Genomic DNA, 24,099 nt, shown 5'->3' on the forward strand with positions numbered 1-24,099 from the left:
ATGCAGCCCAATCCGCGCATGGCGATATGGCCCGTGATGACACTGGCCTGCGCCGCTGCCATTCTGTCCGCCTTCTTCATCGGTCAATATACGATGACATGGCACGATTTCGGGCAGTCTTTCCGGCATTACTGGCTCGACGGCGGAGACGCTGCCGCCACCGCGGTGGACCGCGTGCTGTGGCAGGTGCGCCTGCCGCGCATCGTGGCCGGCATCATGGTGGGCGCCTGTCTGTCGGGGGCGGGAGCCGCCTATCAGGGCATGTTCCGCAATCCGCTGGTATCGGCCGATATCCTCGGCATTTCCGCCGGCTCGGGCCTGGGGGCCATGCTGGCCATCTTCCTCGGCTTGCCGCTGCTGATGATTCAGCTGGCGGCATTCGCCGGCGGCCTGGTCGTCGTGGTCATGGTGATTACCGTCGCGCGCATGGCGCAGCATCACAGCCCCATATTGTCGCTGGTGCTGACGGGCATTGCCGTCAGCTCGCTGTTCGGCGCGGGGATTGCGCTGGCCAGGGTGCTGGCCGATCCCTATCGTGATCTGCCCAGCATGACGTTCTGGCTCATGGGATCGCTCAATGCCGTGAACATGGAGGATATGCGGGCGGTGCTGCCCGTCATGCTGGCGGGCATGCTGCCGCTGGTGCTGCTGCGCTGGCGCATGAACGTGCTCAGCCTCGACGATGAAGAGGCCCAGGCGCTGGGCGTCAACGTACGCAACACGCGCCTGCTGTTCATTGCGGGCGCTACCCTGATGACGGCGTCGGCGGTGGCCATTACCGGCATCATCAGCTGGATAGGGCTGGTCATTCCGCACGTGGCGCGCCTGCTGGTGGGGCCGGACTTCCGCGTCCTGCTGCCCGCCAGCCTCATGATAGGCGGAGCGTTCCTGGTACTGGCCGATACCGTCGCACGCTCGGCGTTCGCCATCGAGATTCCGTTGGGCATCATCACGGCCGCCATCGGCGCTCCTTTCTTCCTGAGCCTGCTGATCCGCACGGGGGATCGGCGATGAGCGTGCTGGAACTGCATGATGTCAGCGTCGGCTATGGGCCCAGGGCCTGCCTGACGCAGATATCCCTGGACCTGGGCGAAAGGGAAATCGTCTGTCTCCTCGGGGCGAACGGCTGCGGCAAGACTACCTTGCTGAAGGCCGTGCTGGGCCTGCTGAAACCGCGGTCGGGAGAAATCCGCCTGGATGGCCGTTCCATGCCCGGCTGGACGCGCACCGCTCTGGCGCAGCGGGTCGCCTATGTGCCGCAGGCGCATAACGGCGCCTTCCCATTCACGGTGGAGCAGGTGGTGCTGATGGGCCGCACCATGCACCTGCGCTGGCATGCGTCGCCCGGAAAAAAAGACCTGGCCGTCGTCCTGGAGGCGCTGGAGCGCCTGGGTATTGTGCATCTGCGCCATCGCAACTACATGCAGCTGAGCGGCGGCGAACGCCAACTGGTGATGATCGCCCGCGCGCTGGCGCAGCAGGCCCTGGTGCTGGTCCTGGACGAGCCGACTTCCAACCTGGACTTCGGCAACCAACTGCGCGTGTTGGCGCATATCCGGCAACTGCGCGACGCCGGCTATTCCATCCTGCTGACCATGCACCAGCCTGATCAGGTGCTGCGCGTGGCCGATCGTGTCGTTCTGTTGCATGAGCAGCGCGTGCTTGCCTCGGGAGTCGTCGACGACGTGATGACGGCGCAGCGCCTGGGATCGATATACGGACTGGATCCCCAGGACGTGCGCGACAACCTGCCGGGCCTGGTTCGGCGGGAGCTTACTGGTGTCGGCGGCGATGCTGCCGGTGTTTTGTCTTAACTACTCGAAAGAGATCATGATCATGATAAAGAAATCACATTATCGGGAAGGGGAGCGGGCTGAAGGCAGGACTTGTGCAGAGGGGTGGCTGCCGCCCGGCATGCGGTTGCGGACAGTAGCCGCGGCGGTACTGTGCCTGTCGTCTTTTCCCTCGATGGCGCAGCAGGTGTCGCAGGACAGCGAGAAAAACGTGTTCACGCTGGGCACGGTGCAGGTCTATGGCAAGAGCCAGACGGCGGCAGAAGAGGCCGAAGCCGTGGTGGAGCGCGACACTCTGGAGATGCTGGAGAAGAAAGATGTTGGCACCGCCCTGAAACTGATCCCTGGCGTCTCTTACAACAGCCCGGGCGGCGGGCGCTACGAGTCCAGCGTCTATGTGCGCGGCTACGATCTGAAGGCCGTGCCGATCTACATGGACGGCATTCCCGTGTACATTCCCTACGACGGCTATTCCGACCTGGGGCGCTTTACGACAGCGGACGTGTCCTCCATCCAGGTGGCTAAAGGCTACAGCTCTGTGCTGTACGGCCACAATACGCAGGGTGGAGTCATCAATATCGTATCGCTGCGCCCGCGTTCCGAACTCGATTTGAATGCCACGCTGGGCACGGCCACCGGCAATGTGACGGAATTCAGCACTAATGTGGGCACGCTGCAGGACAAATGGTATCTGCAGGCCGGGATCTCGCATTTCGAGCGTCGCTACACCAAGCTGGCCGAGAACTTCGTGGGCACGGATGCCCGCGGCAATGATGTGGATTCCGACCGCTACGACTACAAGACCCGAGATCGCCGCGGCAGCATCCGCATCGGCTATATCCCCAATGCCACGGATGAATACGTGCTCAGCTATGCCAAACAGAGCGCCGTGAAGATGCCGGGCTCCGGCGGGAACGATCGGGTCGTGCCGACCGTGTGGGAGTGGCCGAGCTGGGATCGCGAAACTGTTTCCTTCGTGTCCAATACCCGCTTCTGGAACGATCAGTTCTACGTCAAGCCGCGCGTCTACTACGATAAGTTCCAGAACACCATGGACTACTGGCAGGGCCGTCCCAACGGCAGCCACTACGACGACAAGGCCTTCGGGGCGTCGCTGGAAGTCGGCACGGAAATCATCCGCAACCATCAGCTCAAGGCCATGATCAGCTTCAAGGACGAAGAGCACCGTTCGTTCGATACCAGTTTGGCCAACGGTGCGACGCTGCCGGGCAGCGACCAGAAGGTGCAGCAGGAGTTCCTGTCCCTGGCGCTGGAAGATACCTGGACCATCAACGATCACTGGGAAGCCCAGATAGGCGCCATCTACACCAAGCGCAAGTCCGATGCAAACGATATCGGACCCGTGACCCAGGATCTGCTGGACAGATATCCCGCGGCCGGTTCCAAGCTCAGTCCGAGCATCGATACCTTCGATCCACAGCTGGCCATCTTCTACAAGCCGTCCGATGCGCATACCTTCCGCGCCAGCGTGGCCAAGAAGACGCGCTTCCCGTCGTTCAAGGAGTCCTATTCCAACTATGCCGCCGGCCCGACGACCAGGTGCCCGGGCGGCGCGACAGGCTGCACGCCTGGAACCGAGGTCGGCGCCCTTACGCTGCAGAATCCGGGCATGAAGCCCGAGCAGTCCATGCATTACGAGCTGGGTTATGTGGGCCATCCGCTGCCCGGCATGCGTCTGGAGGGCAGCGTGTTCTACAGTCGCTCCAAGAATACATTCCAGCGTTCGGACTATGACTTCGATACCTATCCGGGCTTTGCCGTGCGCCAGTACGAGAACATCTCAGGCATCACGGAACGCAAGGGTGTGGACCTGGGCCTGCAGTACAGCGCATCGCCGCGCCTGTTGCTTGGCGTGAACTATGCCTACCTGCACATGCGCAACAAGGAAGACCGCGACCTGAAGTTCACCAGCCGCCCCAGTCACCTGGGCATGGTCTATGCTCAGTGGCGGACAACGAATTGGCTGACCGTCATCCCCGAGGTGGAGTACCGCAGCAGCAGCTACTACGATTCCAAGGGCGAAAACGAAAACCCGGGCTATGCCGTCACGAACCTGAGGTTCTCGATTACGCCGCCAGCCTGGAAGCATGTGTCGATCAACGTCGGCGCAGAGAATCTGTTCAACAGGGATTACCGCGGCTACAACGCGACCTACTCCAGCCCTGGCCGTGTCGTCTATGCCAATCTGCGGATCGATTATCACTAAGGCAGTCGGGGTCTGACGGACCGGAGAGAATTTGCTACACCTTCCGCGAGGACGGACCCTTGTTCGCGTCGCGCAGTTCGCGGCGCAGGATCTTGCCTACGTTGGTGCGGGGCAGGTCGCTGCGGAACTCCACGTACTTCGGACGCTTGTAGCCCGTCAGCAGCTTGCGGCAGTGCTGGATCAGCGCATCTTCCGTCAACCTGTCGTTCTTGCGGATGACAAACAGCTTGACGGCTTCTCCGGAGTGCTCGTCCGGCACGCCGACGGCGGCGGCTTCCAGCACATCCGGGTGCTGGATGGCGGCGGCCTCCACTTCGTTCGGATAGACGTTGAAGCCCGATACGATGATGGTGTCCTTCTTGCGGTCGAGGATGTAGACGTAGCCACGGTCGTCCACATAGCCGATGTCGCCTGTCATCAGGAAGCCGTCGGGATGAAACGCCTTTTGGGTTTCGTCCGGATTGTTCCAGTAGCCCGGCGTCACTTGCGGCCCCCTGACGCAGATTTCGCCATTTTCACCCTGCGGCACGTCCTTGCCGTCGGCATCGCGGATGGCGATTTCGGTGGAGGAGACGGGCAGGCCGATGGAACCCGTGAACTCCTTGACGTCGAGTGGGTTGATGGTGACGGCGGGTGATGTTTCCGTCAGGCCGTAGGCCTGCGCAATGGGGACGCCCGTGGCCTTCAGCCAGCGCATCGCCACCGCCTCCTGCACCGCCATGCCTCCGCCAAGGGCCAGGTGCAGGCTGGAGAAATCCACCTTGGCGAAATCGGGATGGTTCAGCAGCGCATTGAACAGGGTGTTGACGCCGGTCAGGGCAGTGAAGCGCGTGCCGCGCAGCGATTTGATGAATGCGGGTATGTCGCGGGGATTCAGTATCAGCAGGTTGCTGGCGCCGATGTACATGAACGTCAGGCAGTTCGCCGTCAGCGCGAAGATATGATAGAGCGGCAGCGCCGTGATGATGCATTCCTTTTCCGGCTGCACATATGGCGCGATCCAGGCGTGGGCCTGCAGCACGTTGGCCACCATATTGCCGTGCGTCAGCATGGCGCCCTTGGCCACGCCTGTCGTGCCGCCGGTGTACTGGAGGAATGCGATATCGTCATGGGTGAGCTCGGGCTTGGAGAAGCCGGCCTTGCCGCCTTCCTGCAGCGCCTGGCCCAGCCGCAGCGAGCCGGGCAGCGACCAGGCGGGCACGAGCTTTTTCACATGTCTGACCACCAGGTCGACGATGGCCCCCTTGACCGCGCCCAGCAGCTCGCCGACCGAGGTCACGACGATGGTTTCCACGTCGGTGTCCGGCAGCGCCTCCTGCAACGTGTGCGCGAAATTCTCGGCGATGACTATGACCCTGGCGCCGGAGTCCTTCAACTGGTGGCGCAGCTCGCTGGGCGTATATAAAGGGTTCGTGTTGACGACGATGGCGCCGGCGCGCAGTGCGCCGAACAGGCAGATGGGATACTGGAGCAGGTTGGGCATCATCAGGGCCACGCGATCGCCCTTCCTGATGCCGATGGATTGCAGCCATGCGGCGAACTGCTGCGACTTGCGGTCGAGCTCGGCATAGGTGATGCGGGCGCCCATGCTGGTGTAGGCGGTATTGCCGGCGTAGCGTTTCAGGCTGTAGTCCAGCATGGCGGCCAGGGAAGCGTGCTGGTCGAGCTGATCGGTAATGTCGGCCGGAATGCCTTGCGGATAGTTCTTGAGCCAGATGCGTTCCATGATGAAGTCTCCGATAATGCGCCGGCCGCCTCGTATGATCTTTGCGCAAGCCGGCCCGCCGTGATCGGGAGGGCGACATGCCAGGCTTTTTTTACCGCTGGGCCGCCCCAAGGTAAAAAGCGCCCCCCTTGGGGGCAGCAAGCCGAAGGCGCAGCGTGGGGGCCTTTTTTACTGATATGGATAGGATGGTATCACTCCGGAACCCGCCGACGGTACAGGAAAGAGGGATACGGGGATCCGATGAGGCTGAATGGCTGCCGGCGGACGACGCCCGCGCCCGCCGGCAGCCACATGATCAGAAGCGGTGGGAAACCTGGATTCCGAACAGATTCACGTTCGATTTGTAGCTGCCCCGCACCACGCCTTTTTCCGGTGCACTGTCGTTATTGATGCCGGTCGAACTGGTGAACAGGCGGGTATAGCCCACGTCGACGACAGTGTTGCTGTCGAAGCGGTACTGCGCGCCCAGCGACAGCCAGGTCCGGTTGTTGTCGGGCAGGGAGGTGGGGCGAAGATTGTCGTCGTCGACCGGAGACTGGTCGTAGGCGATCCCCGTCTTGATCGTCCATTTGTCGTTGACGTGGTAGTTTGCACCCAGGGCGACGCGCCAGGTATCGCGGAATTTCAGCTTCAGCGTGTCGGCGACCGCGCCATTGCTTTCGATGTCGAGCTTGGGGATGGAGCTCCAGCCCGTCCACGACAGGTCGCCCAGCAGGGTCCAGCGGCTGTTCAGGTTGTGCACCACGCTGAGGATCGCCGTATCGGGCAGCGAGACGGAGGCATTGGCGTCGCTGACCTGCATGGCGGGCAGCAGGCCGGGTATCGTCGCGCCGTCGTTCCGGATGGCGAGGTCGCCGTCGGGCTTGTGCTTGATGCGCGAGCGGTAGGACAGGCCGACGCGGGTATCGTCCGTCAACTGGTACATCAGGCCCAGGTTCCAGCCCCAGGCGTCGCCCGACATCTTCACCTTGGCTTCCATGTCGGTCTGGCCGGGCATGGGGTGCGGAACGGCCCGCCGGTAGTCGGCCTTGATGTGCTGCCAGTTCAGGCCGGCGCCGATGGACAGGCGGTCATTGACCTTGAAGGCGACGGATGGGTTGATGTTGATGGTTTCGATGGAGAACTTCTTCGAGTGGTAGCGTCCGATCCAGTCGTCGCCGTATTCCGTCGCCAGGCCGAACGGGGCGCCGATGCCCAGGCCCAGGAACCATCGCTCGTTGACCTGCCACGATAGATAGGCGTTGGGCACGGCGGCCCAGGAGCCCGCGTCTCCGCCGTTGAGATTTCCCGGACTGGCGGGCAGGCCGGAGACGGGGCGTGTGGCGGCGGTCGAACCCGAGTCGGAGAACTTGAACGACGGCCGGATCAGCGATAGGCCGCCTGATACGTTCAGGCCTGGCAGCAGGGTCATGCCGGCCGGGTTGAAGTAGATGGTGCTGGCGTTTTCTGCGATGGCGGCGGATCCGGCGTAGGCGTTGCCGATGCCGCTGGCGTTCTGCTCCAGCAACTGGAACCCGGCGGCTTGCGCGGCGGCGCTGCCTAGTCCGACGAGCAGGGCAGGAATCGCGCGCAAAACAAAGGTGCTGCGTGTCGTCATGATGTAGCCTCCTCTGCGGTGGGGGCGGCAGCGGGAGCATGCCGCGTGCTGTTTTGCGTGTCCATGTAATGCAGCGGCCCGCCGGTGAACGGAGCGAAGCCGGTGCCGAAGATGATGCCTGCATCGGCCAGGTCGGCGTCGGCGACGACACCGGCATCCAGCTGCCTGCGCGTCGTGACGACCAGCGGCTCGATCAGGCGCTCGGTCAGTCGGGGAGGGATGGGGTCAGGCTGCTGCTTGACGGGCTTGCCGTTCTTCCAGACATAGAAGCCGCGCCCGGTCTTGCGGCCCAGGTCGCCGCGCGACAGCCTGGTTTCCAGGCAGTTGGGCATGGAGGCATTGCCGGTCAGTTGCCGGCCTGCATCGCGCGCGATGTCGAGTCCGACAGTATCAATCAGCTCGATCGGCCCCATCGGCATGCCGAAGGCCGTCATTGCGGCATCAATGGTTTCGGGTCTGGTCCCCTGGTCCAGGCAGCGCATGGCTTCCAGCATGTATGGCGCCAGCACCGCATTGACCAGGAAGCCCGGCGTGCTTTGCACGGGCAGGGGCAGTTTGCCGATCTGCCCGACGAAGGCGTGGGCGAGCCGGATGGCCGCAGGATCGGTCTGCGCCGTTTCCACGACCTCCACCAGCGGCATCCTGGCCACGGGATTGAAGAAATGGATACCGACCAGGCGTTCGGGCCGGGACAGGCCTGTGCGCAGCTCTTCCAGCGACAGGCTGGAAGTATTGGTGGCAAGGATCGCGTCCGGCCTGAGCTGCGGCTCGATCGCCTGGTACAAGCCTTGCTTGGCCTGCAGGTTTTCGCTGATGGCCTCGATCACGACGTTGGCGTGCGGGATACCGTGGCCCTGCATGTCGGGGATCAGGCGGTCCGATGCCGCGCGCGCCTGGCGCTTGTCCTTCAGCTTGCGGGTGAACAATGCGTACGCCCGGCCTTGCGCGGCGGCGATGCGCTCGCGATCCTGGTCCTGCAGCGTGACCGTCATGCCTTTCAGGGCGCACCATGCGGCGATGTCGCCTCCCATGACGCCTGCGCCGACGACGTGCACGTGCGCAACCGGCGCATGACCCTTGCCCGCCTTGCCGAAGGCTTTCAGGCGCTCCTGCAGGTGGAAGACGCGCACCAGGTTGCGGGCCGTATCGGACTGCAGGATGCTGTTGATGCGTTCGGGGGTTCTGAGCGCATTGCCGTTGTAGCGGGCCCAGATGTCCAGGATGGCGCGGGGTGCGGGATAATGGCCTTGCGGGTCTTTCTGTTGCAGTTTCTTCAGCGCCTGTTTGGCCAGCAGGGGGCGCACTGACGGGTGGTTCATCAGGCTCTGGACAGGGCCAGGCCTGCGGCGGGGTCTGCCGGACAGTACCATCTGCGCCGCTGCACGCTCCATCAGCCGAGGGGCGACGATGCCGTCCGCCAGGCCGATGCGATAAGCCTTGCGGGCGTCCACCGGACGGCCGGTCAGCATCATGTCCAGCGCCGCCACGGGGCCGATCATCCTGGGCAGGCGGTGCATGCCGCCCCAGCCGGGGAAGATGCCCAGCATGACTTCGGGCAGCGCCAGCGAAGTCGCGGGGTCATCCACCACCAGCCGATAGCGGCAGGCCAGGGCCAGCTCCAGGCCGCCGCCCAGGCAGTGGCCGCGGATCAGGGCCAGGGTCGGGTAGGATACGCTGGCCAGGCGGTCGAACATGCTCCAGCCACGCGACACGATGCTGCGCGCATGCTCGGCGGAGTCCAGAGACGAGAATTCGCTGATGTCGGCGCCAGCAATGAAGCCGGCGCTTTTGCGGGAATGGATCACGAGTCCCGCGGGCGGCTTCAGGGCGAAATGATCCAGCACCTTGCCGAGCTCCGCCATTACATCGGCGGACAAGCGGTTGACGGAGCTGTCCGCGCAGTCGATGCCCAGCCAGGCAATGCGGCCGGTATCGATGCTGCAGTGGAAATGGCGCAGATTGAGCGCGTCGATTGTGCTTGCCATAGTCATGCCTTGGGTTCGCAGGTTTCAATCAGCATGGCGCCGCCTTGCCCGCCGCCGATGCAGATGGCGGCGATGCCGCGTTTCAGGTTGCGCTCGCGCAGCGCATGCAGCAGGTGCAGCACGATGCGCGCGCCGGACGCGCCGACCGGGTGTCCCAGCGCAATGGCGCCGCCGTCCACATTTAGTCGCTCGCTATCGATTCGTCCAAAAGAAGATCGTCCGAAATTGGCCTGGCAGTAGTCTTCGTCGTTCCAGGCAGCCTGGCAGGCCAGGACCTGGGCGGCGAAGGCTTCGTTGATTTCCCACAGGTCTAGGTCGTTCAGGCCCAGGCCGTGGCGCTGCAGGATGGGGGTGGCGGCATGCACGGGCCCGAGACCCATGCTGGCCGGATCCAGCCCGGCCCATTGCGCGTCGGCGATGCGGCCCAGGGGCTGCAGATTCCAGCGCCGCACGGCCTGCTCCGATGCCAGCAGGAGCAATGCCGCGCCATCCGTCACCTGGGAGCTGTTGCCTGCCGTCACGTTGCCCCAGGGCTTGTCAAAGACGGGCTTGAGCTTTGCCAGACGCTCGGGCGTGGAGTCGTTGCGCACGCCGTCGTCCTGTTCGTACAGCCTGCCGCTGTCGTCCGCGACCGGAGTGATTTCACGCAGGCGTCCGGCCTGCTGCGCGGCCAGCGCCCGGGCGTGGCTTTGGGCGGCATAGGTGTCCATGGCCTGCCGGTCGATGCCGAACTGATAAGCCAGGTTCTCCGCCGTCTGTCCCATGCTCAGGCCGGTCACGGGATCGGTCAGCCCTTTCAGCAGGCCGATGACGGGTTTCAGAAAGACGGGGCGCAGCCCGCCCAGGGTCTTGAGCTTTTGAGGCAGCGACTTGGCGCCGTTGAAAGCGGCAAGCCAGCGCACCATGTCATCCGACATCAGGACGGGGGCGCGCGACAGCGCGTCCGCGCCGCCGGCCAGCGCCAGATCGCAGCGGCCGGTCTGTATGCCCATGATGGCGGAGTCCAGCGCCTGCATGCCGGAAGCGCAGTTGCGCATCACGGTCCAGCCGGGCACCTTGTGGCCGCAGCCCAGCCGCAGTGATACGACGCGGCCGATATTGGTTTCGTCGGGCGAGGGTGCGGCGCAGCCGACGATGACCTCGTCCAGGTCCTGCGGGAAGAACGGCTGGCGCAGCAGTAGTTCGCGGCCGGTCTGCACGGCGAGGTCGGAGGCGGATAGCGGTCCGGGAGCGCCGCGCGCCTTCAGGAACGGGGTGCGGGCGCCATCCACGATGTAAACGGGTTCGAATGGCATGGTGTACATCCTCAGGCAGCGTCGTCTCGTTCGGCGGGCGCCGAGGCGCGGCTGCCGAACAGGTGGAAGGGGAAGTCATCCACGGCAATCACGCGGTCGCGCAACATATCGCGGTGTTTTACGATAGCGTATTCCTGGTCGTCGATGCCGCCTTCCATATGGGCGGCATGGGTAATATCACGCACATTGGCCTGCGGATTGTCCGCCAGCCGACCGCTTTTTTCGAAGGTCCGGATCTTGGCATCGATGGGGGCGGCGGCCAGGCTTGCCGCCAGGGCAGCCTCGATGGCGCCTGTCGGCTCGGTGTCGCTGACGGGAGCGTGGACGCTGTGCGTGAGGCGGTCGCGGGCGGCGCCCGGCTTCATCAGGGCGCGGGCCACGCTCTTGCCCAGCTTGTCGGAAGGTTCGCGAAATGGCCGGCCCCACGGAAAGATGGCCAAGCGCAGCAGCGCCGCGATGAAGCGGTTGGGAAAGTTGGCAATGACGCCTTCGAACGCCTGCTGCAGGCGATACAAGGCGTCCTGTATCGCCCAGTGTGCCAGCGGCGCGTCGTCCGCCTGGCGCCCGTCGTCCTCGAAGCGCTTCAGCGTGGCCGAGACCAGGTACATCTGCGACAGGCAGTCTCCCAGCCTGGCCGACAGGCGCTCGCGCATTTTCAGCGACCCGCCCAGGACCAGCATAGATGTATCGGCCAACATGGCGAAGGCAGCCGAAAAACGGCTCAGCTGGCGATAGTAGGGCAGCATTTCGTCTGCGACCAGCGCATCGGTCCTGGCGAAGCGGGCTGCGCTCAGGCTATGCCCGATGCTGCGCAATGTATTGCGCAGCGTGAACCGGACATGCCCCCAGAAGGCGCGGTCGAAATCCTGAAGGGCGCGCTCGCGGTCAGTATCGTGCGCGGCGCGCATCTCTTTCAGGACGTAGGGATGGCAGCGGATGGCGCCCTGGCCGAACAGGATCAGGCTGCGGGTCAGGATGTTCGCGCCTTCCACCGTGATGCCGACGGGAATCTGCTGGTAGGCGGAACCCAGGAAATTCGACGGACCCAGGCAGATGCCCTTGCCGCCGATGATGTCCATGCCGTCGTTGACCACCTGCCGCCCGCGCTCCGTCAAATGGTATTTGACGATGGCGGAGACGACGGATGGTTTTTCCCCCAGGTCGACGCCGCCTGCCGTCATGGTGCGGGCGGCGTCGATCAGGTAGGTATTTCCGCCGATGCGCGCAAGCGCTTCCTCCACGCCTTCGAACTTGCCGATGGGCAGGCGGAACTGGTTGCGGATCAGCGAATAGGCGCCGACGGTGCGGGCGGTGAGCTGGGCCATGCCGGTATAGGAAGACGGCAGGGAAATCGACCGGCCCGCCGCCAGGCACTCCATCAGCATGCGCCAGCCCTGCCCCGCCATTTGCGGGCCGCCGATGATGAAGTCCAGCGGCATGAATACGTCACGGCCGCGCGTGGGGCCGTTCATGAACATGGCATGCAGCGGATAGTGCCGGCGCCCGGTTTCCACGCCTGGGTGGTCGGAAGGCACTAGCGCGCAGGTGATGCCGATGTCCTTGACGGGACCCAGCAGCCCATCGGGATCATACAGGCGGAATGCCAGTCCCAGCAGCGTGCATACCGGCCCCAGCGTGATGTAGCGCTTGTCCCAGGTGACGCGCATGCCCAGGACCTCTTCGCCGTTCCACATGCCCTTGCAGACGATGCCGCTGTCGGGGATGGCGGCGGCGTCGGATCCGGCCCAGGGACTGGTCAGCGCGAAGGCGGGAATTTCCTGGCCGGTCGCCAGGCGCGGCAGGTAGTGGTCCTTCTGCTCCTGCGTGCCGTAGTGCAGCAACAGTTCCGCCGGCCCCAGCGAGTTCGGCACCATGACGGTCACGGAGAGCGCGGAACTGCGGGTCGACAGCCGCGTCACGACTTCGGAGTGCGCCAGCGCGGAAAACCCGCGCCCGCCGTATGCCTTGGGAATGATCATGCCGAAGAAGCGATGGTCCTTCAGGTATTGCCAGGCCTCCGGCGGCAGATCGTAGTCTTGCGTGGTGATGCGCCAGTCGTTGACCATGCCGCAGACGGTGTTTACCTCATTGTCCAGGAAGGCCTGTTCTTCTTCCGTCAGCGTCGGCTTGGGATAGGCGTGCAGTTTCGTCCAGTCGGGATTGCCGCTGAACAGATCGCCTTCCCACCATACGGTACCGGCTTCCAGGGCGTCGCGCTCCGTGTCGGACATCTGCGGCAGTATGCGGCGGAACACGCCGAGCAGGGGCCGGGACAGCAGGTGCTGGCGCAACGGCGCCACAGCCAGCGCCAGCGCGGCGACGATGATGAGAAACAGCAGGATCAGCAGGAATGAACTCATAGGACCCCCTCGGTATTGGACTGGAGGGAAGCCGGCGATGCTTCCAGCGGAGCCGCCGCGCAGGGCTGCGCCTGCCGTTCGGGCAATGGCGCCCGCAGGCCGCCGAGCAGAAAGCTCATCAGCCGTTGCAGTACTTCTTCGACGCCGGGCTTCTCTTCGTCGGGCTGAGGCGCGAGCCCGACGGCGGTACGCAGGGCATCCATGCCCATGATGGCGTAGGACGTGGCGCCGAGCATGAAGTTGAAGCGCCACAGGATGTCTTCCAGCGGAACATCGGGCAATGCCTTCTGGAATGCCCGGCGAAAGCGCGTGACCACGCCGATGTGCTCTTTCGTGAACAGGGTGCCGATGAAGCCGTTCTGGTCGAAGCGGCTGTGCTCGATCAGCGGCGTGAACGGCTTGCTTCCGCTGTCGTCGTAAGCGTGGCGCACCAGGGGGCTGAAAAACGCCTCGACCACCTGGGAGGGTTTCAGCGGCCGGCCGCCGGCCTGGGCCTCCAGCGCGTCCAGCATACGCAGGCGTTCTTCATTCAGGATGGAGATGCGTCGCTTGAATACTGCCTGTATCAGTTGCTCTTTGGAGCCGAAGTGGTAGTTGATGGAAGCCAGGTTGACGTCTGCCTCGGCTGTGATCTGGCGCATCGATGTCTTGTCGTGCCCCTGACGGGCGAACAGGCGTTCGGCGGCATCGAGGATTGCCGTGGATGTCAGCGCTGCGCGAGAAGTGTTCATAGGCAACCTGTATTTTAGATCAAACGTTTGTTTGAATTTAGATGGGCTGTATGTTTTAGGGAACTGGTATTGACCCTGATGCACGGTAAGCGGAAGGCCTAGGATGAAATCCGGATATCCATGCTTTTCAAGGGGTTATGCTGCGCTGATATAGCCTTGTTTTGATACAAATTTTCATATTGACATTTCTTTATTGTTTTTTGTTGCCAAAATGTGTGCATTTACTGGGTAAACCCATATAATTCGTCACAGATTGATAACTTCCCGACTGAAATTCAAAAGGATTCGGAAAGCAATCTGCTCAAGACGCAAGGTTATGCTCCAAGAATACGGGCCGGAAGCCCGTAGCTCCGCCTTGCCGATCGGCGAGAAAGCCGTATGCAATCACTAACACTTGTGACAATGATTGGCTGTCGGGATACCCGAGAGTAGGTATTCGTGCGCCCGTCCGGCGGCGCATGCCCGGGTTTTTTCTGCCACACATGCCCATCTTTGTAAATAAATGCAATTTGGTTTTCTTGATATACGGAAAACAGTCCGATTTGGGAGGTCCACCATGTCCTTGAAGCGTTCATTCAAATTGGCAGCCATCGCCAGTGCTGTCATCATGAGCACCACGGCCTGGTCGCAGCAACAGGGTAGCCAGACTCTGGAGAAGGTTGTCGAGCAGGCAATCCTCACGCATCCGGAAATCCGGGCGCGCTTCCATGATTTCCAGTCGTCGCTGGAAGGCCAGAAAGTCGTGCGCGGCGGCATGCTGCCACAAGTGAGCGCGCAGGGCTGGGTCGGTCGCGAGTGGCGCAGCCGCGTGCCCGATTCACCCTCCTACGACTGGGGCCGGCACGGCTACAGTCTCGAACTGCGCCAACTGCTGTTCGATGGCTTCACCACATACAACACGTACCGCCAGTTGGGCTTCGAGAAGCTGTCCGGCTACTTCGAATTGCTGGCCACGACCGATGCGCTGGCCAATGAAGCCGTCAACGCCTACATCGATGTGCAGCGCTATCGCGAAATGGAAGTACTCGCGCGCGACAACTTCAGGATGCACGAAAACACGCTGGGCCACCTGCGCGAGCGCCAGGAGTCCGGCGTAGGCCGTGGCGTCGACCTAGAGCAGGCCTATGGCCGCCTGGCGCTGGCCCAGACCAACCTGATGACCGAAAGCAACAACCTGAACGACGTGACACAGCGCTACCGCCGTCTCGTGGGCGAGCTACCGGCACCCGTCCTGGCCGATGTGCCCGATGTTGCGAATCAGCTTCCCCAAGCGCCGGAGAACTTCCTGGAGTCGGTACGCGTGAATCCGTCGCTGCTGTCCAAGCAGGCACTGGTGCATGCCGCCGAAAAGGGCAAGGAAGCGGCAACCGGCACGCTGTATTCTCCTACGCTGGAATTCCGCGCCTCCACCGGCACCGACCGCGAACTCCCGGGCCGCTCCAACCGCGACATCCAGAGCTCGCGCGTTCAACTGGTCATGTCCTACAACCTGTACCGCGGTGGCGCCGATGCGGCCCGCGTGCGCCAGACGTCCGCCCAGATGTATGCGGCTCGCGATGTGCGCGACTACACCTGCCGCAACGTGCAGCAGGAGCTGGCCGTGGCCTGGAACAACGTCATGCGCCTGCGCCATCAACTGCCGTTCCTGCAGGAGCATGAGCTGGCCACGTCCAAGGTCCGCACCGCCTACCAGCAGCAGTTCCAGATCGGCCAGCGTTCGCTGCTCGACCTGCTGGATACGGAAAACGAGCTGTTCGACTCCCGCCGCGCCCTGCTCAATGGCATTTACGACCTGAAGAAGGCCGAATACCGCTGGCTGGCGCTGTCGAACCGCGTGCTTCCCGTGCTGGGCATCGCACAGCCGCATACCCAGGAATTCCAGGAGACCAGCGACTTCCTGCTGCCCGACGAAAGCCTGAAGGCCTGCGTGGCGCCTCTGCCGGACACCAGCAACCTGACGCCGATCACGGTGGAGTACCGCGATGGCATGCGTCCGCCGGTGGTTCGCACGGGCAGCCCGGCAAACCGCAACTGATCCCGGTTATAGTTCATTCCGGTTTCAATTATTTACACCGGAGGGGTTATGGCACAGCAAGGTCAGGGCAGCAACAAGGCGGCGGAAGTTCGAGAATCGCTTTCAGAACTGGATATTTCATTCATTCGGGTGCTGGAGGACTTGATCGAGGTTCTGCTTGCCAATGGCGTCATACGCCTGACCGACCTTCCGCCGGAAGCCCTGGAAAAACTTAACCAGCGCAAGCGCGTTCGACAACGCATGCGCGACTCGCTCGACCTGATTGACGATGACGAAAACAGCATCATCTGAACGAAATACGGAAATCCCGCAGGCTGCGGAGCAGCCTGGCCAGGAGGCGCCGGAAGGTGTCTCGCCTGGCGAAACCAGGGCTGGAAAGGCCCCGGGCGCTGTGGTTTCCCTGGATGATGCATCGTCCGCAATGCCCCCGTCCCCCGAGTGGCGGATCCCTCCGCATTCCGCGCACGACGATCCATTGTTGAATTGCCTGGTCGAGCTGACTCGGCTGCACGGCACGCCCTATACGGCGCAGGCGCTGTCGGGCGGCCTGCCGCTGGTCGACCACAGGCTGACGCCGTCGCTGCTGTCGCGCGCCGCGGCGCGCGCGCAATTCACCACGCGCATCGTGCGCCGCGATATCGACGGCATTCCCGAAGGGCTGCTGCCCGCTATCCTCATCCTGCACGGCGGGCGCGCCTGCCTGCTGCTGGAGGTGCGCGACGAGACCTGCATGGTGCAATACCCGGAGGCCGGCAGCCCCATCGAAGTCCGGACCCGGGATCTGCTGGCCGAATATACCGGCATGGCTTGCTTCGTGCGTCCGCAGTTCCGTTACGAAGCGCGCGCGAAAGAAGGGCGCAAAGCGCGCAGCTCGCACTGGTTCTGGGCTGTGGTGCTCGAGAACTGGCGCTTGTACCGCGATGCGGTAGTGGCGGCGCTTCTGATCAACCTGTTCGCCCTGGTCATGCCGCTGTTCACCATGAACGTGTATGATCGCGTCGTCCCCAACAATGCCGTCGAAACCCTTTGGGTACTGACCATAGGCATTGGATTGACCACGGTGTTCAACTGGGTGCTGACCACCGTGCGCGCTTATGTGGTCGATACCGCCAGCAAGAAGGTGGATGTCAAACTGTCTGGCCAGATCATGGAGCAGGTGCTCGATCTGCGCATGGAAAGCAAGCCTGCCTCCGTCGGATCGTTTGCCGCCAACCTGCGCTCGTTCGAGTCCGTGCGCGACTTCATCGCCTCGGCCAGCCTGACCACGCTGGTCGATCTGCCGTTCATCCTGGTGTTCCTGGCCGTGCTGGGCTGGATCTCGCCCTACATGCTGATTCCCCCGGTCGTGGCCATCGTCGTGGTGCTGGTCGTGTCGTTCTTCGCGCAGGCCAAGATGGAAAGCCTGACACTGGCCTCGTTCCAGGCCAGTTCGCAGCGCAATGCCGTCCTGGTCGAATCCCTGACCGGGCTGGAGACGCTGAAGTCCCTGAATGCGCAGGGCACGACGCAGCGCAACTGGGAACGCGCCACGCAATACCTGGCGTACCTGGGCGGCAAGATCAAGTTCATTTCCTCCGCGACGGTGGGCTTCGTCCAGACGGCGCAGCAACTCGTCACCATCAGCGTCATCGTGATCGGCACGTATCTCATCCAGGACGCTGCGCTGTCGCTGGGCGGCATCATTGCGTCGTCCATGATCGCCGGCCGCTGCCTGGCGCCTCTGGGCCAGGTCGCCGGCCTGATGATGCAATACCAGAACGCCCGCACTTCGCTGGACTCGATCGACAACTATATGAAGATGCCGGTCGAGCATCCGACGGAAAAGACATTCGTGCCGCGCCCTACATTGCAGGGCGGCATCGAATTCCGCAATGTCAGCTTCAGCTATCCGGGAAGCAGCCAGTCCTCGCTGAACGACATCAGCTTCAAACTGAGGGCCGGGGAAAAGGTCGGCATCATCGGCCGCATCGGCTCCGGCAAGACCACGCTGGAAAAACTGGTGCTGGGCCTGTATGCGCCAACCCAGGGCAAGGTGCTGATCGACGGCATCGACATCGCGCAGATCGATCCCGCCGACCTGCGCCGCGCCGTCGGCTACGTGCCGCAGGATCCCGTCCTGTTCTACGGCACGCTGAAGCACAACCTGATCATCGGCGCGCCGTTCGCCGACGACGGCGACATGCTCTATGCCGCCAAGGTTGCCGGGGTGGACGAGTTCGCGGCTCAGCATCCGGACGGCTACAGCATGTCCATCGGCGAGCGCGGCGATTCGCTGTCCGGCGGGCAGCGCCAGTCCATCGCAGTCGCCCGCGCGCTGATCAACGATCCTCCCATATTGCTGCTGGATGAGCCCAGCAGCAATATGGACAACCAGAGCGAGTCTGCGCTGAAGGCGCGCCTGAAGGATGCGGGCGCGGGCAAGACCATGATCCTGGTGACCCACCGCACGGCCCTGCTGGAACTGGTGGATCGCCTGATCGTCATCGACCAGGGCCGGATCATGGCCGACGGACCCAAGGAGCAGGTGATCGACGCCTTGCGCCACGGACGCATCGGGCGTTCGGGAGGGCGCGCGGCATGAGCGGCATCTTCCGTACCGGACATATCGCCCGTCTCCTGGCCATGCTGCTACCGGCGGCGCCATCGGCGCTGTTCGGCGGATCGGGCGGCAAGAAGCCCACGAGGGACGACTTCGAGGCGGACGCCAACTGGGCCGTATCGCAGCAGCAGGCGCGCGGGTCGCGGCTGCTGCTGTGGATCTCGCTGCTGGTGGTAGCGTCGCTGCTGTTCTGGGCCTCGCGCGGCGAGATCGACGAGGTCGTGCGCGGCCAGGGCAAGGTCGTGCCTTCGCGCCAGGTCCAGGTGGTGCAAAGCCTGGATGGCGGCATCGTGGAAGAAATCCTGATCAGGGCCGGCGAGCATGTGGAGACCGGACAGGTGTTGCTGCGCATCGATCCCACGCGCTATTCCTCTTCGCTGGGCGAGAACCGCGTCGAGATGCTGTCGCTGAAAGCCAAGGCTGCGCGGCTGGAGGCGCTGGCCAGTGGGGAAACCTTTCAGGCGCCTGAAGACGTACTGGCGGAAGCGCCGCACATCATCGAGATGGAGCGCCGCGTCTGGGAGGCGCGCACGCAGGAATTGTCGGCGACCTTGAGCATTGCGCGTGACCAGTACAACCAGCGCCAGCAGGAGCTGCGCGAAACCGAAGCCAACCGCGACCAGGCGGCATCCAGCTGCGGCCTGACCTCCCGGGAACTGAAGGTGACCCGCCCGCTGCTGGCCAGCGGCGCCGTATCCGAAGTCGACCTGCTGCGCCTGCAGCGCGACGTGGCGCGCTATTGCGGCGAGGCCAAGGCGGCCGGAGCGCAGATCGACCGTATCCGCTCCGCCATCCAGGAGGCCGAGAACAAGATCCAGGAGGCCGAGCTCAATGTGCGCAACCAGGCGCGCGTGGAGCTGTCGGAGACTCGCGCAAGGCTGGCCACGCTTGAGCAGGGCCAACTGGCCCTGGTGGACCGCGTCCGCCTGGCGGAAGTACGCTCGCCGGTGCGCGGCACCATCAAGACCCTGATGGCCAATACCGTGGGCGGCGTCGTGCAGCCCGGCAAGGACATCCTGGACATCGTACCCAGCGACGACACATTGCTGCTGGAAGTGCAGATCAGTCCGCGCGATATCGGCTTCCTGCATCCGGACCAGAAGGCGGAGGTCAAGTTCACGGCCTACGACTTCGCCATTTATGGCGGCCTGGAAGGCAAAGTGGAACAGATCGGCGTGGATACGATCACCGATGAGAAAGGCAATTCGTTCTATATCGTCAAGGTTCGTACCGAGCGCGCCTACGTGGGCAGCGACAAGCAGCCCATCATCCCGGGCATGGTGGCGGAAGTGCATATCCTGACAGGCAAGCGCACGCTGCTGCATTACCTGCTAAAGCCGGTGCTGCGCGCCAAGACGAATGCGTTGACAGAGCGGTAGAGGATCGAGGTAAGAGATATGACGGCTCAGGCAGTTCATGTATTGCTCGTCACGCATGACGACTTGCTCTGGCAGCATTGGGAGCAGCTCGATGCCGGCCAGTGGACGGCAGTGCGCGGACGCACGCTGGACGACCTGAAGCGCTGGCAGCACCAGGGCCGCAGGCTGGCCGTGCTGGATTCCGGTTTGCCGGACCTGCCCGGCTGGGGCGATAGCCAGACCTGGCAGCCTTTGCTGAAGGACGTGCGGCTGCTGGTGGCCAGCACCAGTCCTTCGGATGAGGAAGGCAAGCAGGCGCTGAGCCTGGGCGCCAGCGGCTATGCGCACGCCTATGCGCCGGCCGAGGCGCTTGGCCGCATATTGACGCATGTCTCGGCGGGCGATATCTGGATGGGGCGCACGCTGGTAACCCGGCTGCTGCGGGAAATCGACAGCCGCCTGTCGCACCGGACGTCCACCGATTGGGCCAACGGCCTGACGCAGCGCGAGGTGGAGGTGGCGCAGCGCGCCGCCATGGGAGATTCCAACCAGGCCATTGCCGATATGCTCGGCATCACCGAGCGCACCGTGCGTGCGCATTTGTCCGCCGTATTCGACAAGCTCGGCGTGACGGATCGTTTGCTGCTTGCCCTGAAGGTGCATGGAATTCGCTGATGCACGCGGTGCAACAGAGGCTGGCGAGCACGACCCGGCTGTGCTTCCCGGGCATTCGGAGCACTGTTTGAGCGGTTGGTTTTTGCCGCATTTTTCAATAAGAATTGTGGTTTTTTGTTGAATTTGACATATTTTCATTAATTTCAGACAACCTGGCGTCACGGACAATGCCCGGGGCTGCCGGGCGGTTTTATACTCCAATAAGTGATTAAGGGTTTTCCCTTGGATTGTTTGGAATCCAGGGCGGAAGATGCTGTGCAAGCATTCCGGGAGCGAAGGACGATGGTATTGGATGTGGCAGTGGTTACCCAATTGAAGGGGCAGGCATGGATTCGTAATGAAGACGGATCCCTGAATGCTATTCGTGAGGGCATGCGCATACCTGCCGGTGTGGAAATCGTGACGGAGCGAGGCGGCAACGTAACCCTGCAGCCCGATCATGGACAGCATTGCCGAACCTGGAGGCTTTCGCACCCATCAAAGGCCGGGGGCAGGTCTTGTCGCTGCGGCTTGGCGACCGGCATATCTCCGTCATTGACCAGGCATACAATGCCAACCCACTCTCCATGACGGCTGCTTTGGCGGCGTTGGAGCAGTCGGACACACTTCCCGCGCACAGGGTCGTGGTGTTGGGAGACATGCTGGAGCTTGGTGAAAACGCCGCGGATTACCATGTCGCATTGAAAGATCCGGTGCTTCAGACCTGCCCCGACCGCCTGTTGCTATGCGGCGAACTAATGCACGACTTGTGGCGCACACTGGAGCCTGAAATGGCCCGGGCGGGCATCAAGGGAAAATGGTTCGCTTCGGCAGCGGAGTTGAAGGCCGAACTGGATGCCTGGCTACAGGATGGCGACACGGTGTTGATCAAGAGCTCCAATTCCATCGGCTTTGAAAAAATCATTGCTGGGTGGATGGAAGAGCATGTTCATACCGGTAAACACATGTGTTGAAGTGCTGAGTCGGCGGGCGCCGAAAGATGCCTGATTATTGGTCTGGCAGGCGTGTGGGAGATCGTGAGTTTGCGGAGCCTGTTCGCGTGATTGCGTAGTTTTGCGTATGGACGAATGCATTCACTCGGTCGCGTTTTTCTTGTGACACACCTACAGTCAGTACTCCTTGTTGCGTGGAGTATGGGCATGACGCCTTATCTTGACGTGAGTGTATCCCATTTTATACAATTGATGGTATGAAGACAATCCTTACCACCGAAATATTCGATGGGTGGTTTGTCGAGTTGCGCGACAAGATGGCCCAGAAGCGAATCCAGGCAAGAATCCGCCGAGCTGAATTTGGAAATCTTGGTGAATGCGAGCCCGTTGGAGAGGGTGTTTCGGAGATGAAAATCCACCACGGGCCGGGCTATCGTGTGTATTTCGCGCAGAGAGGCATGGACATCGTGATCTTGCTGGCAGGTGGCGACAAATCTACTCAAAAGCAAGATATCAAAACCGCACTTGAAATCGCGCGAGGACTGTAAGAGAGGCCGCCATGGGAAAAATCAAGCTACGCAAGTGGGATTCCGCTGAGTACCTCAAGACTGAAGAAGACATGGTGATGTATCTGCAAGCCTGCATGGATGAAGCAGGCGACGATTCCGCATTTATTGCCGCTGCCCTGGGTGACATTGCTCGAGCCAAAGGCATGACCCAGCTTGCCAAGAAAACAGGGCTAGGCCGTGAAAGCCTGTACAAGGCTCTTTCAGGAGAAGGAAACCCCAGTTTCGGCACCATACTCAAGGTCATGCATGCTTTGGGTATCAAACTGCAGCCTCAAGCAGCCTCCCACACCTAAGGCTCGCTCGGTTTCCATTCAGTGCGGCAAAAAACGTAACTACATATTTCGTTATTTGTAACGCCATGTATTGTCAAGAATTGACAGTTTCCACGCTTGAACGTCTATTGATCATCGATTGCCCAAAGCGCTTGATTCCTGTCGCCATAAAAATAAAAACACTTCAAAAACAATTATTTGAATAGAGTTTCCAGGCGGGAATATCCCTGGTTCAGACTACACACGCCGGTTGCTCGCGCCGAAAACAGGAAAAATAAAAAAAATTCACCATCACACCTGTCGTCGACGCCAATATTCAAAAGTGTTTCCAAAACGTAATCTTCTGTTCATTGTGCGCCGATTTGTCTGAAAATTTTTCAGATGACGGCATAACCCACTGAAGTCAAAGCGTATTTACGGAGATTCTTCTCATGGCGACCGATACAGCAATTGTTACCCAACTGACTGGCCAGGCTTGGGTGCGTGGTTCCGATGGCAGCCTGACTCCCCTGCGCGAAGGCATGAGGGTGCCAGTCAACGCAGAAATCGTCACTGGCAACAGCGGCAGCAACGTGCAATTGCAAGTGGACGGCGCCGAGCCGTTCACCGTCGGCCAGAATCGCGAGTTCCTGCTGAGCGATGAAGTCTCCAATACGCAGCCCGACGCCACTGCCGCCGCCGCAACGCCCGGCCCGCAGTTCGACGCCCTGGTCGCCGCGCTGGATGCGGGAGATGATCCGTTTGCGGAAGTGGATCCGACAGCTGCGGTGCTGGGCGGCGGCGATTCCGGCGGCAGCAGCTTCACGCGCCTGATGAGCGTGGTGGAAACCACGAACCCCCTGGGCCTGGAATATCCGCGCCCGGGCGCAGCCCCCGTTAATGACGTACGCTTCCCCGGCGGCGCCAGCGGCTCCGACGGCGACACGCCTCTTGTCCCTCCCGTGGCTGAAATCATCGTCAATGTGGGTACCGGTGACAATGCCGGCCGGGTCAGCGAGCGTGGCCTGTCCAGTCCTGCCGACGACAGTGAATCCACCAGCGGTACCATCTGGGTTTCGGCCACTGACGGCATATCGACTGTCACCATCGGCGGCGTCACCTATCCGCTGAATGAGCTGGAAGGTAAGGAAATCGACACAGGCAAGGGCAAGCTGATCGTGACCAAGGTCACGCCGAACCCCGATAGCACTTCTGCCGTCATTGAGTACACCTATACTCTGACCGACGCTCAGGAACACGACCGCGGCGCTGGCAACGATAACGAGATTACCGACGACATCCCTGTGTCTGTGCAGGGCGGGAACGGCAGCGAGGCCTCTGGCAAGATCACCATCACCATTGTGGATGATGCGCCTGAAGCGCAGAATGACAATGCGACGCAAACCGAGGAGAACGCGCTCGTCACCATTGACGTTCTGGGTAACGACACCGAGGGCGCGGACGGCGTGGATCTGTCGACGGGCGTCAAACTGGTTGAGGGCACGCTCAGCGGCGCCGGCGATCTTGTCTACAACGGTGACGGCAGCTTCACGTACACGCCGGCTCCCGGCGAAGAGGGCGAGGTCAGCTTCGAATACGAGATCACGGACGGTGATGGCGACACCAGCACCGCGACGGTCACCATCACCTTGCAGGCCGACTCGGAGCCGGTCGTCACGATCACCAATGTGCAGGGCGACGATGGCGTGGTGTGGGAGTCCGCACTTCCTGGCGGTTCGGGTGGCGGCGACCTGACGGCGTCGGGCAAGATCAATGTTGCGACGGGCGGCGATACGCTGGCCAAGCTGGAGGTGCAGGACAAGGACGGCAACTGGGTTGACGTGACGGGCGGCGGCACGGTGGCCGGCGTGTACGGCACGCTGGTGGTGGATGCCGATGGCAACTGGACATACACGCTTGATGGCCGTGCGGCGCATGATGATGCCGCGGCAACGGGTGCGTCCGA

General features: G+C 62.4%; 18 protein-coding genes. 12 read left to right on the forward strand and 6 right to left on the reverse strand.

Annotated features, from left to right (window positions below; all coding sequences use genetic code 11):
• The 3 genes from EV686_RS15695 to EV686_RS15705 are packed head-to-tail and all read left to right on the forward strand — an operon-like array spanning position 1 to position 4,020.
• Complete coding sequence (locus EV686_RS15695) at positions 1 to 1,014, forward strand: FecCD family ABC transporter permease (RefSeq protein ID WP_132477904.1); 1,014 nt, start codon at positions 1 to 3, stop codon at positions 1,012 to 1,014.
• On the forward strand, positions 1,011 to 1,814 hold the full coding sequence (locus EV686_RS15700) for an ABC transporter ATP-binding protein (protein ID WP_132477905.1): 804 nt from the start codon (positions 1,011 to 1,013) through the stop codon (positions 1,812 to 1,814). Before EV686_RS15695 ends, EV686_RS15700 begins: the two co-directional genes overlap by 4 nt.
• A 22-nt stretch (positions 1,815 to 1,836) precedes the next feature.
• Positions 1,837 to 4,020, forward strand: a complete 2,184-nt coding sequence (locus tag EV686_RS15705) for a TonB-dependent receptor plug domain-containing protein (protein ID WP_207901827.1) — start codon at positions 1,837 to 1,839, stop codon at positions 4,018 to 4,020.
• A 34-nt stretch (positions 4,021 to 4,054) separates the two neighbouring features.
• On the opposite strand, the gene EV686_RS15710 is transcribed toward EV686_RS15705, so the two are convergent.
• From EV686_RS15710 to EV686_RS15735, 6 genes are all read right to left on the reverse strand, one after another.
• Entirely contained in the window at positions 4,055 to 5,746 is a 1,692-nt protein-coding gene (locus EV686_RS15710) for an AMP-binding protein (RefSeq protein ID WP_132477906.1), read from the reverse strand.
• Positions 5,747 to 6,041: 295 nt separating this feature from the next.
• A complete protein-coding gene (locus tag EV686_RS15715) occupies positions 6,042 to 7,343 on the reverse strand; it encodes an OmpP1/FadL family transporter (RefSeq protein WP_132477907.1) in 1,302 nt (433 codons plus the stop codon).
• Complete coding sequence (locus EV686_RS15720; protein ID WP_132477908.1) at positions 7,340 to 9,328, reverse strand: 3-hydroxyacyl-CoA dehydrogenase NAD-binding domain-containing protein; 1,989 nt, start codon at positions 9,326 to 9,328, stop codon at positions 7,340 to 7,342. Before EV686_RS15720 ends, EV686_RS15715 begins: the two co-directional genes overlap by 4 nt.
• A gap of 2 nt (positions 9,329 to 9,330) precedes the next feature.
• A complete protein-coding gene (locus EV686_RS15725; RefSeq protein ID WP_132477909.1) occupies positions 9,331 to 10,623 on the reverse strand; it encodes an acetyl-CoA C-acetyltransferase in 1,293 nt (430 codons plus the stop codon).
• An 11-nt stretch (positions 10,624 to 10,634) separates the two neighbouring features.
• A complete protein-coding gene (locus EV686_RS15730; protein WP_132477910.1) occupies positions 10,635 to 12,983 on the reverse strand; it encodes an acyl-CoA dehydrogenase in 2,349 nt (782 codons plus the stop codon).
• On the reverse strand, positions 12,980 to 13,714 hold the full coding sequence (locus EV686_RS15735) for a TetR/AcrR family transcriptional regulator (RefSeq protein ID WP_132477911.1): 735 nt from the start codon (positions 13,712 to 13,714) through the stop codon (positions 12,980 to 12,982). The genes EV686_RS15730 and EV686_RS15735 overlap by 4 nt, the downstream gene beginning before the upstream one ends.
• Positions 13,715 to 14,270: 556 nt before the next feature.
• Here EV686_RS15735 and EV686_RS15740 point away from each other — a divergent pair.
• The 9 genes from EV686_RS15740 to EV686_RS15780 all read left to right on the forward strand — a co-directional run.
• Positions 14,271 to 15,749: a TolC family outer membrane protein gene (locus EV686_RS15740; protein WP_132477912.1), complete on the forward strand. Its 1,479-nt coding sequence runs from the start codon at positions 14,271 to 14,273 to the stop codon at positions 15,747 to 15,749.
• A gap of 48 nt (positions 15,750 to 15,797) precedes the next feature.
• A complete protein-coding gene (locus tag EV686_RS15745) occupies positions 15,798 to 16,040 on the forward strand; it encodes a hypothetical protein (RefSeq protein ID WP_132477913.1) in 243 nt (80 codons plus the stop codon).
• A gap of 130 nt (positions 16,041 to 16,170) precedes the next feature.
• A complete protein-coding gene (locus tag EV686_RS15750) occupies positions 16,171 to 18,330 on the forward strand; it encodes a type I secretion system permease/ATPase (RefSeq protein ID WP_132477996.1) in 2,160 nt (719 codons plus the stop codon).
• A 41-nt stretch (positions 18,331 to 18,371) separates the two neighbouring features.
• Positions 18,372 to 19,727 carry an HlyD family type I secretion periplasmic adaptor subunit gene (locus tag EV686_RS15755; protein ID WP_243650924.1) on the forward strand — a complete coding sequence of 452 codons (1,356 nt, stop codon included), beginning with the start codon at positions 18,372 to 18,374 and terminating at the stop codon, positions 19,725 to 19,727.
• 18 nt (positions 19,728 to 19,745) lie between these two features.
• Positions 19,746 to 20,381, forward strand: a complete 636-nt coding sequence (locus EV686_RS15760) for a helix-turn-helix transcriptional regulator (RefSeq protein WP_132477915.1) — start codon at positions 19,746 to 19,748, stop codon at positions 20,379 to 20,381.
• 449 nt (positions 20,382 to 20,830) lie between these two features.
• Positions 20,831 to 21,334, forward strand: a complete 504-nt coding sequence (locus tag EV686_RS15765; protein ID WP_132477916.1) for a glutamate ligase domain-containing protein — start codon at positions 20,831 to 20,833, stop codon at positions 21,332 to 21,334.
• 236 nt (positions 21,335 to 21,570) lie between these two features.
• Positions 21,571 to 21,861 carry a type II toxin-antitoxin system RelE/ParE family toxin gene (locus tag EV686_RS15770; RefSeq protein ID WP_132477917.1) on the forward strand — a complete coding sequence of 97 codons (291 nt, stop codon included), beginning with the start codon at positions 21,571 to 21,573 and terminating at the stop codon, positions 21,859 to 21,861.
• An 11-nt stretch (positions 21,862 to 21,872) separates the two neighbouring features.
• Positions 21,873 to 22,175 (forward strand): addiction module antidote protein, encoded by a 303-nt coding sequence (locus tag EV686_RS15775; RefSeq protein WP_132477918.1) that lies wholly within the window; start codon positions 21,873 to 21,875, stop codon positions 22,173 to 22,175.
• A gap of 410 nt (positions 22,176 to 22,585) precedes the next feature.
• Positions 22,586 to 24,099 (forward strand): retention module-containing protein (locus EV686_RS15780; protein WP_132477919.1); only part of this gene is annotated, 1,514 nt, incomplete at its 3' end.

Origin of the sequence: Paracandidimonas soli, assembly GCF_004342005.1 — a bacterium.
Taxonomy (GTDB): Bacteria; Pseudomonadota; Gammaproteobacteria; order Burkholderiales; family Burkholderiaceae_B; genus Paracandidimonas; species Paracandidimonas soli.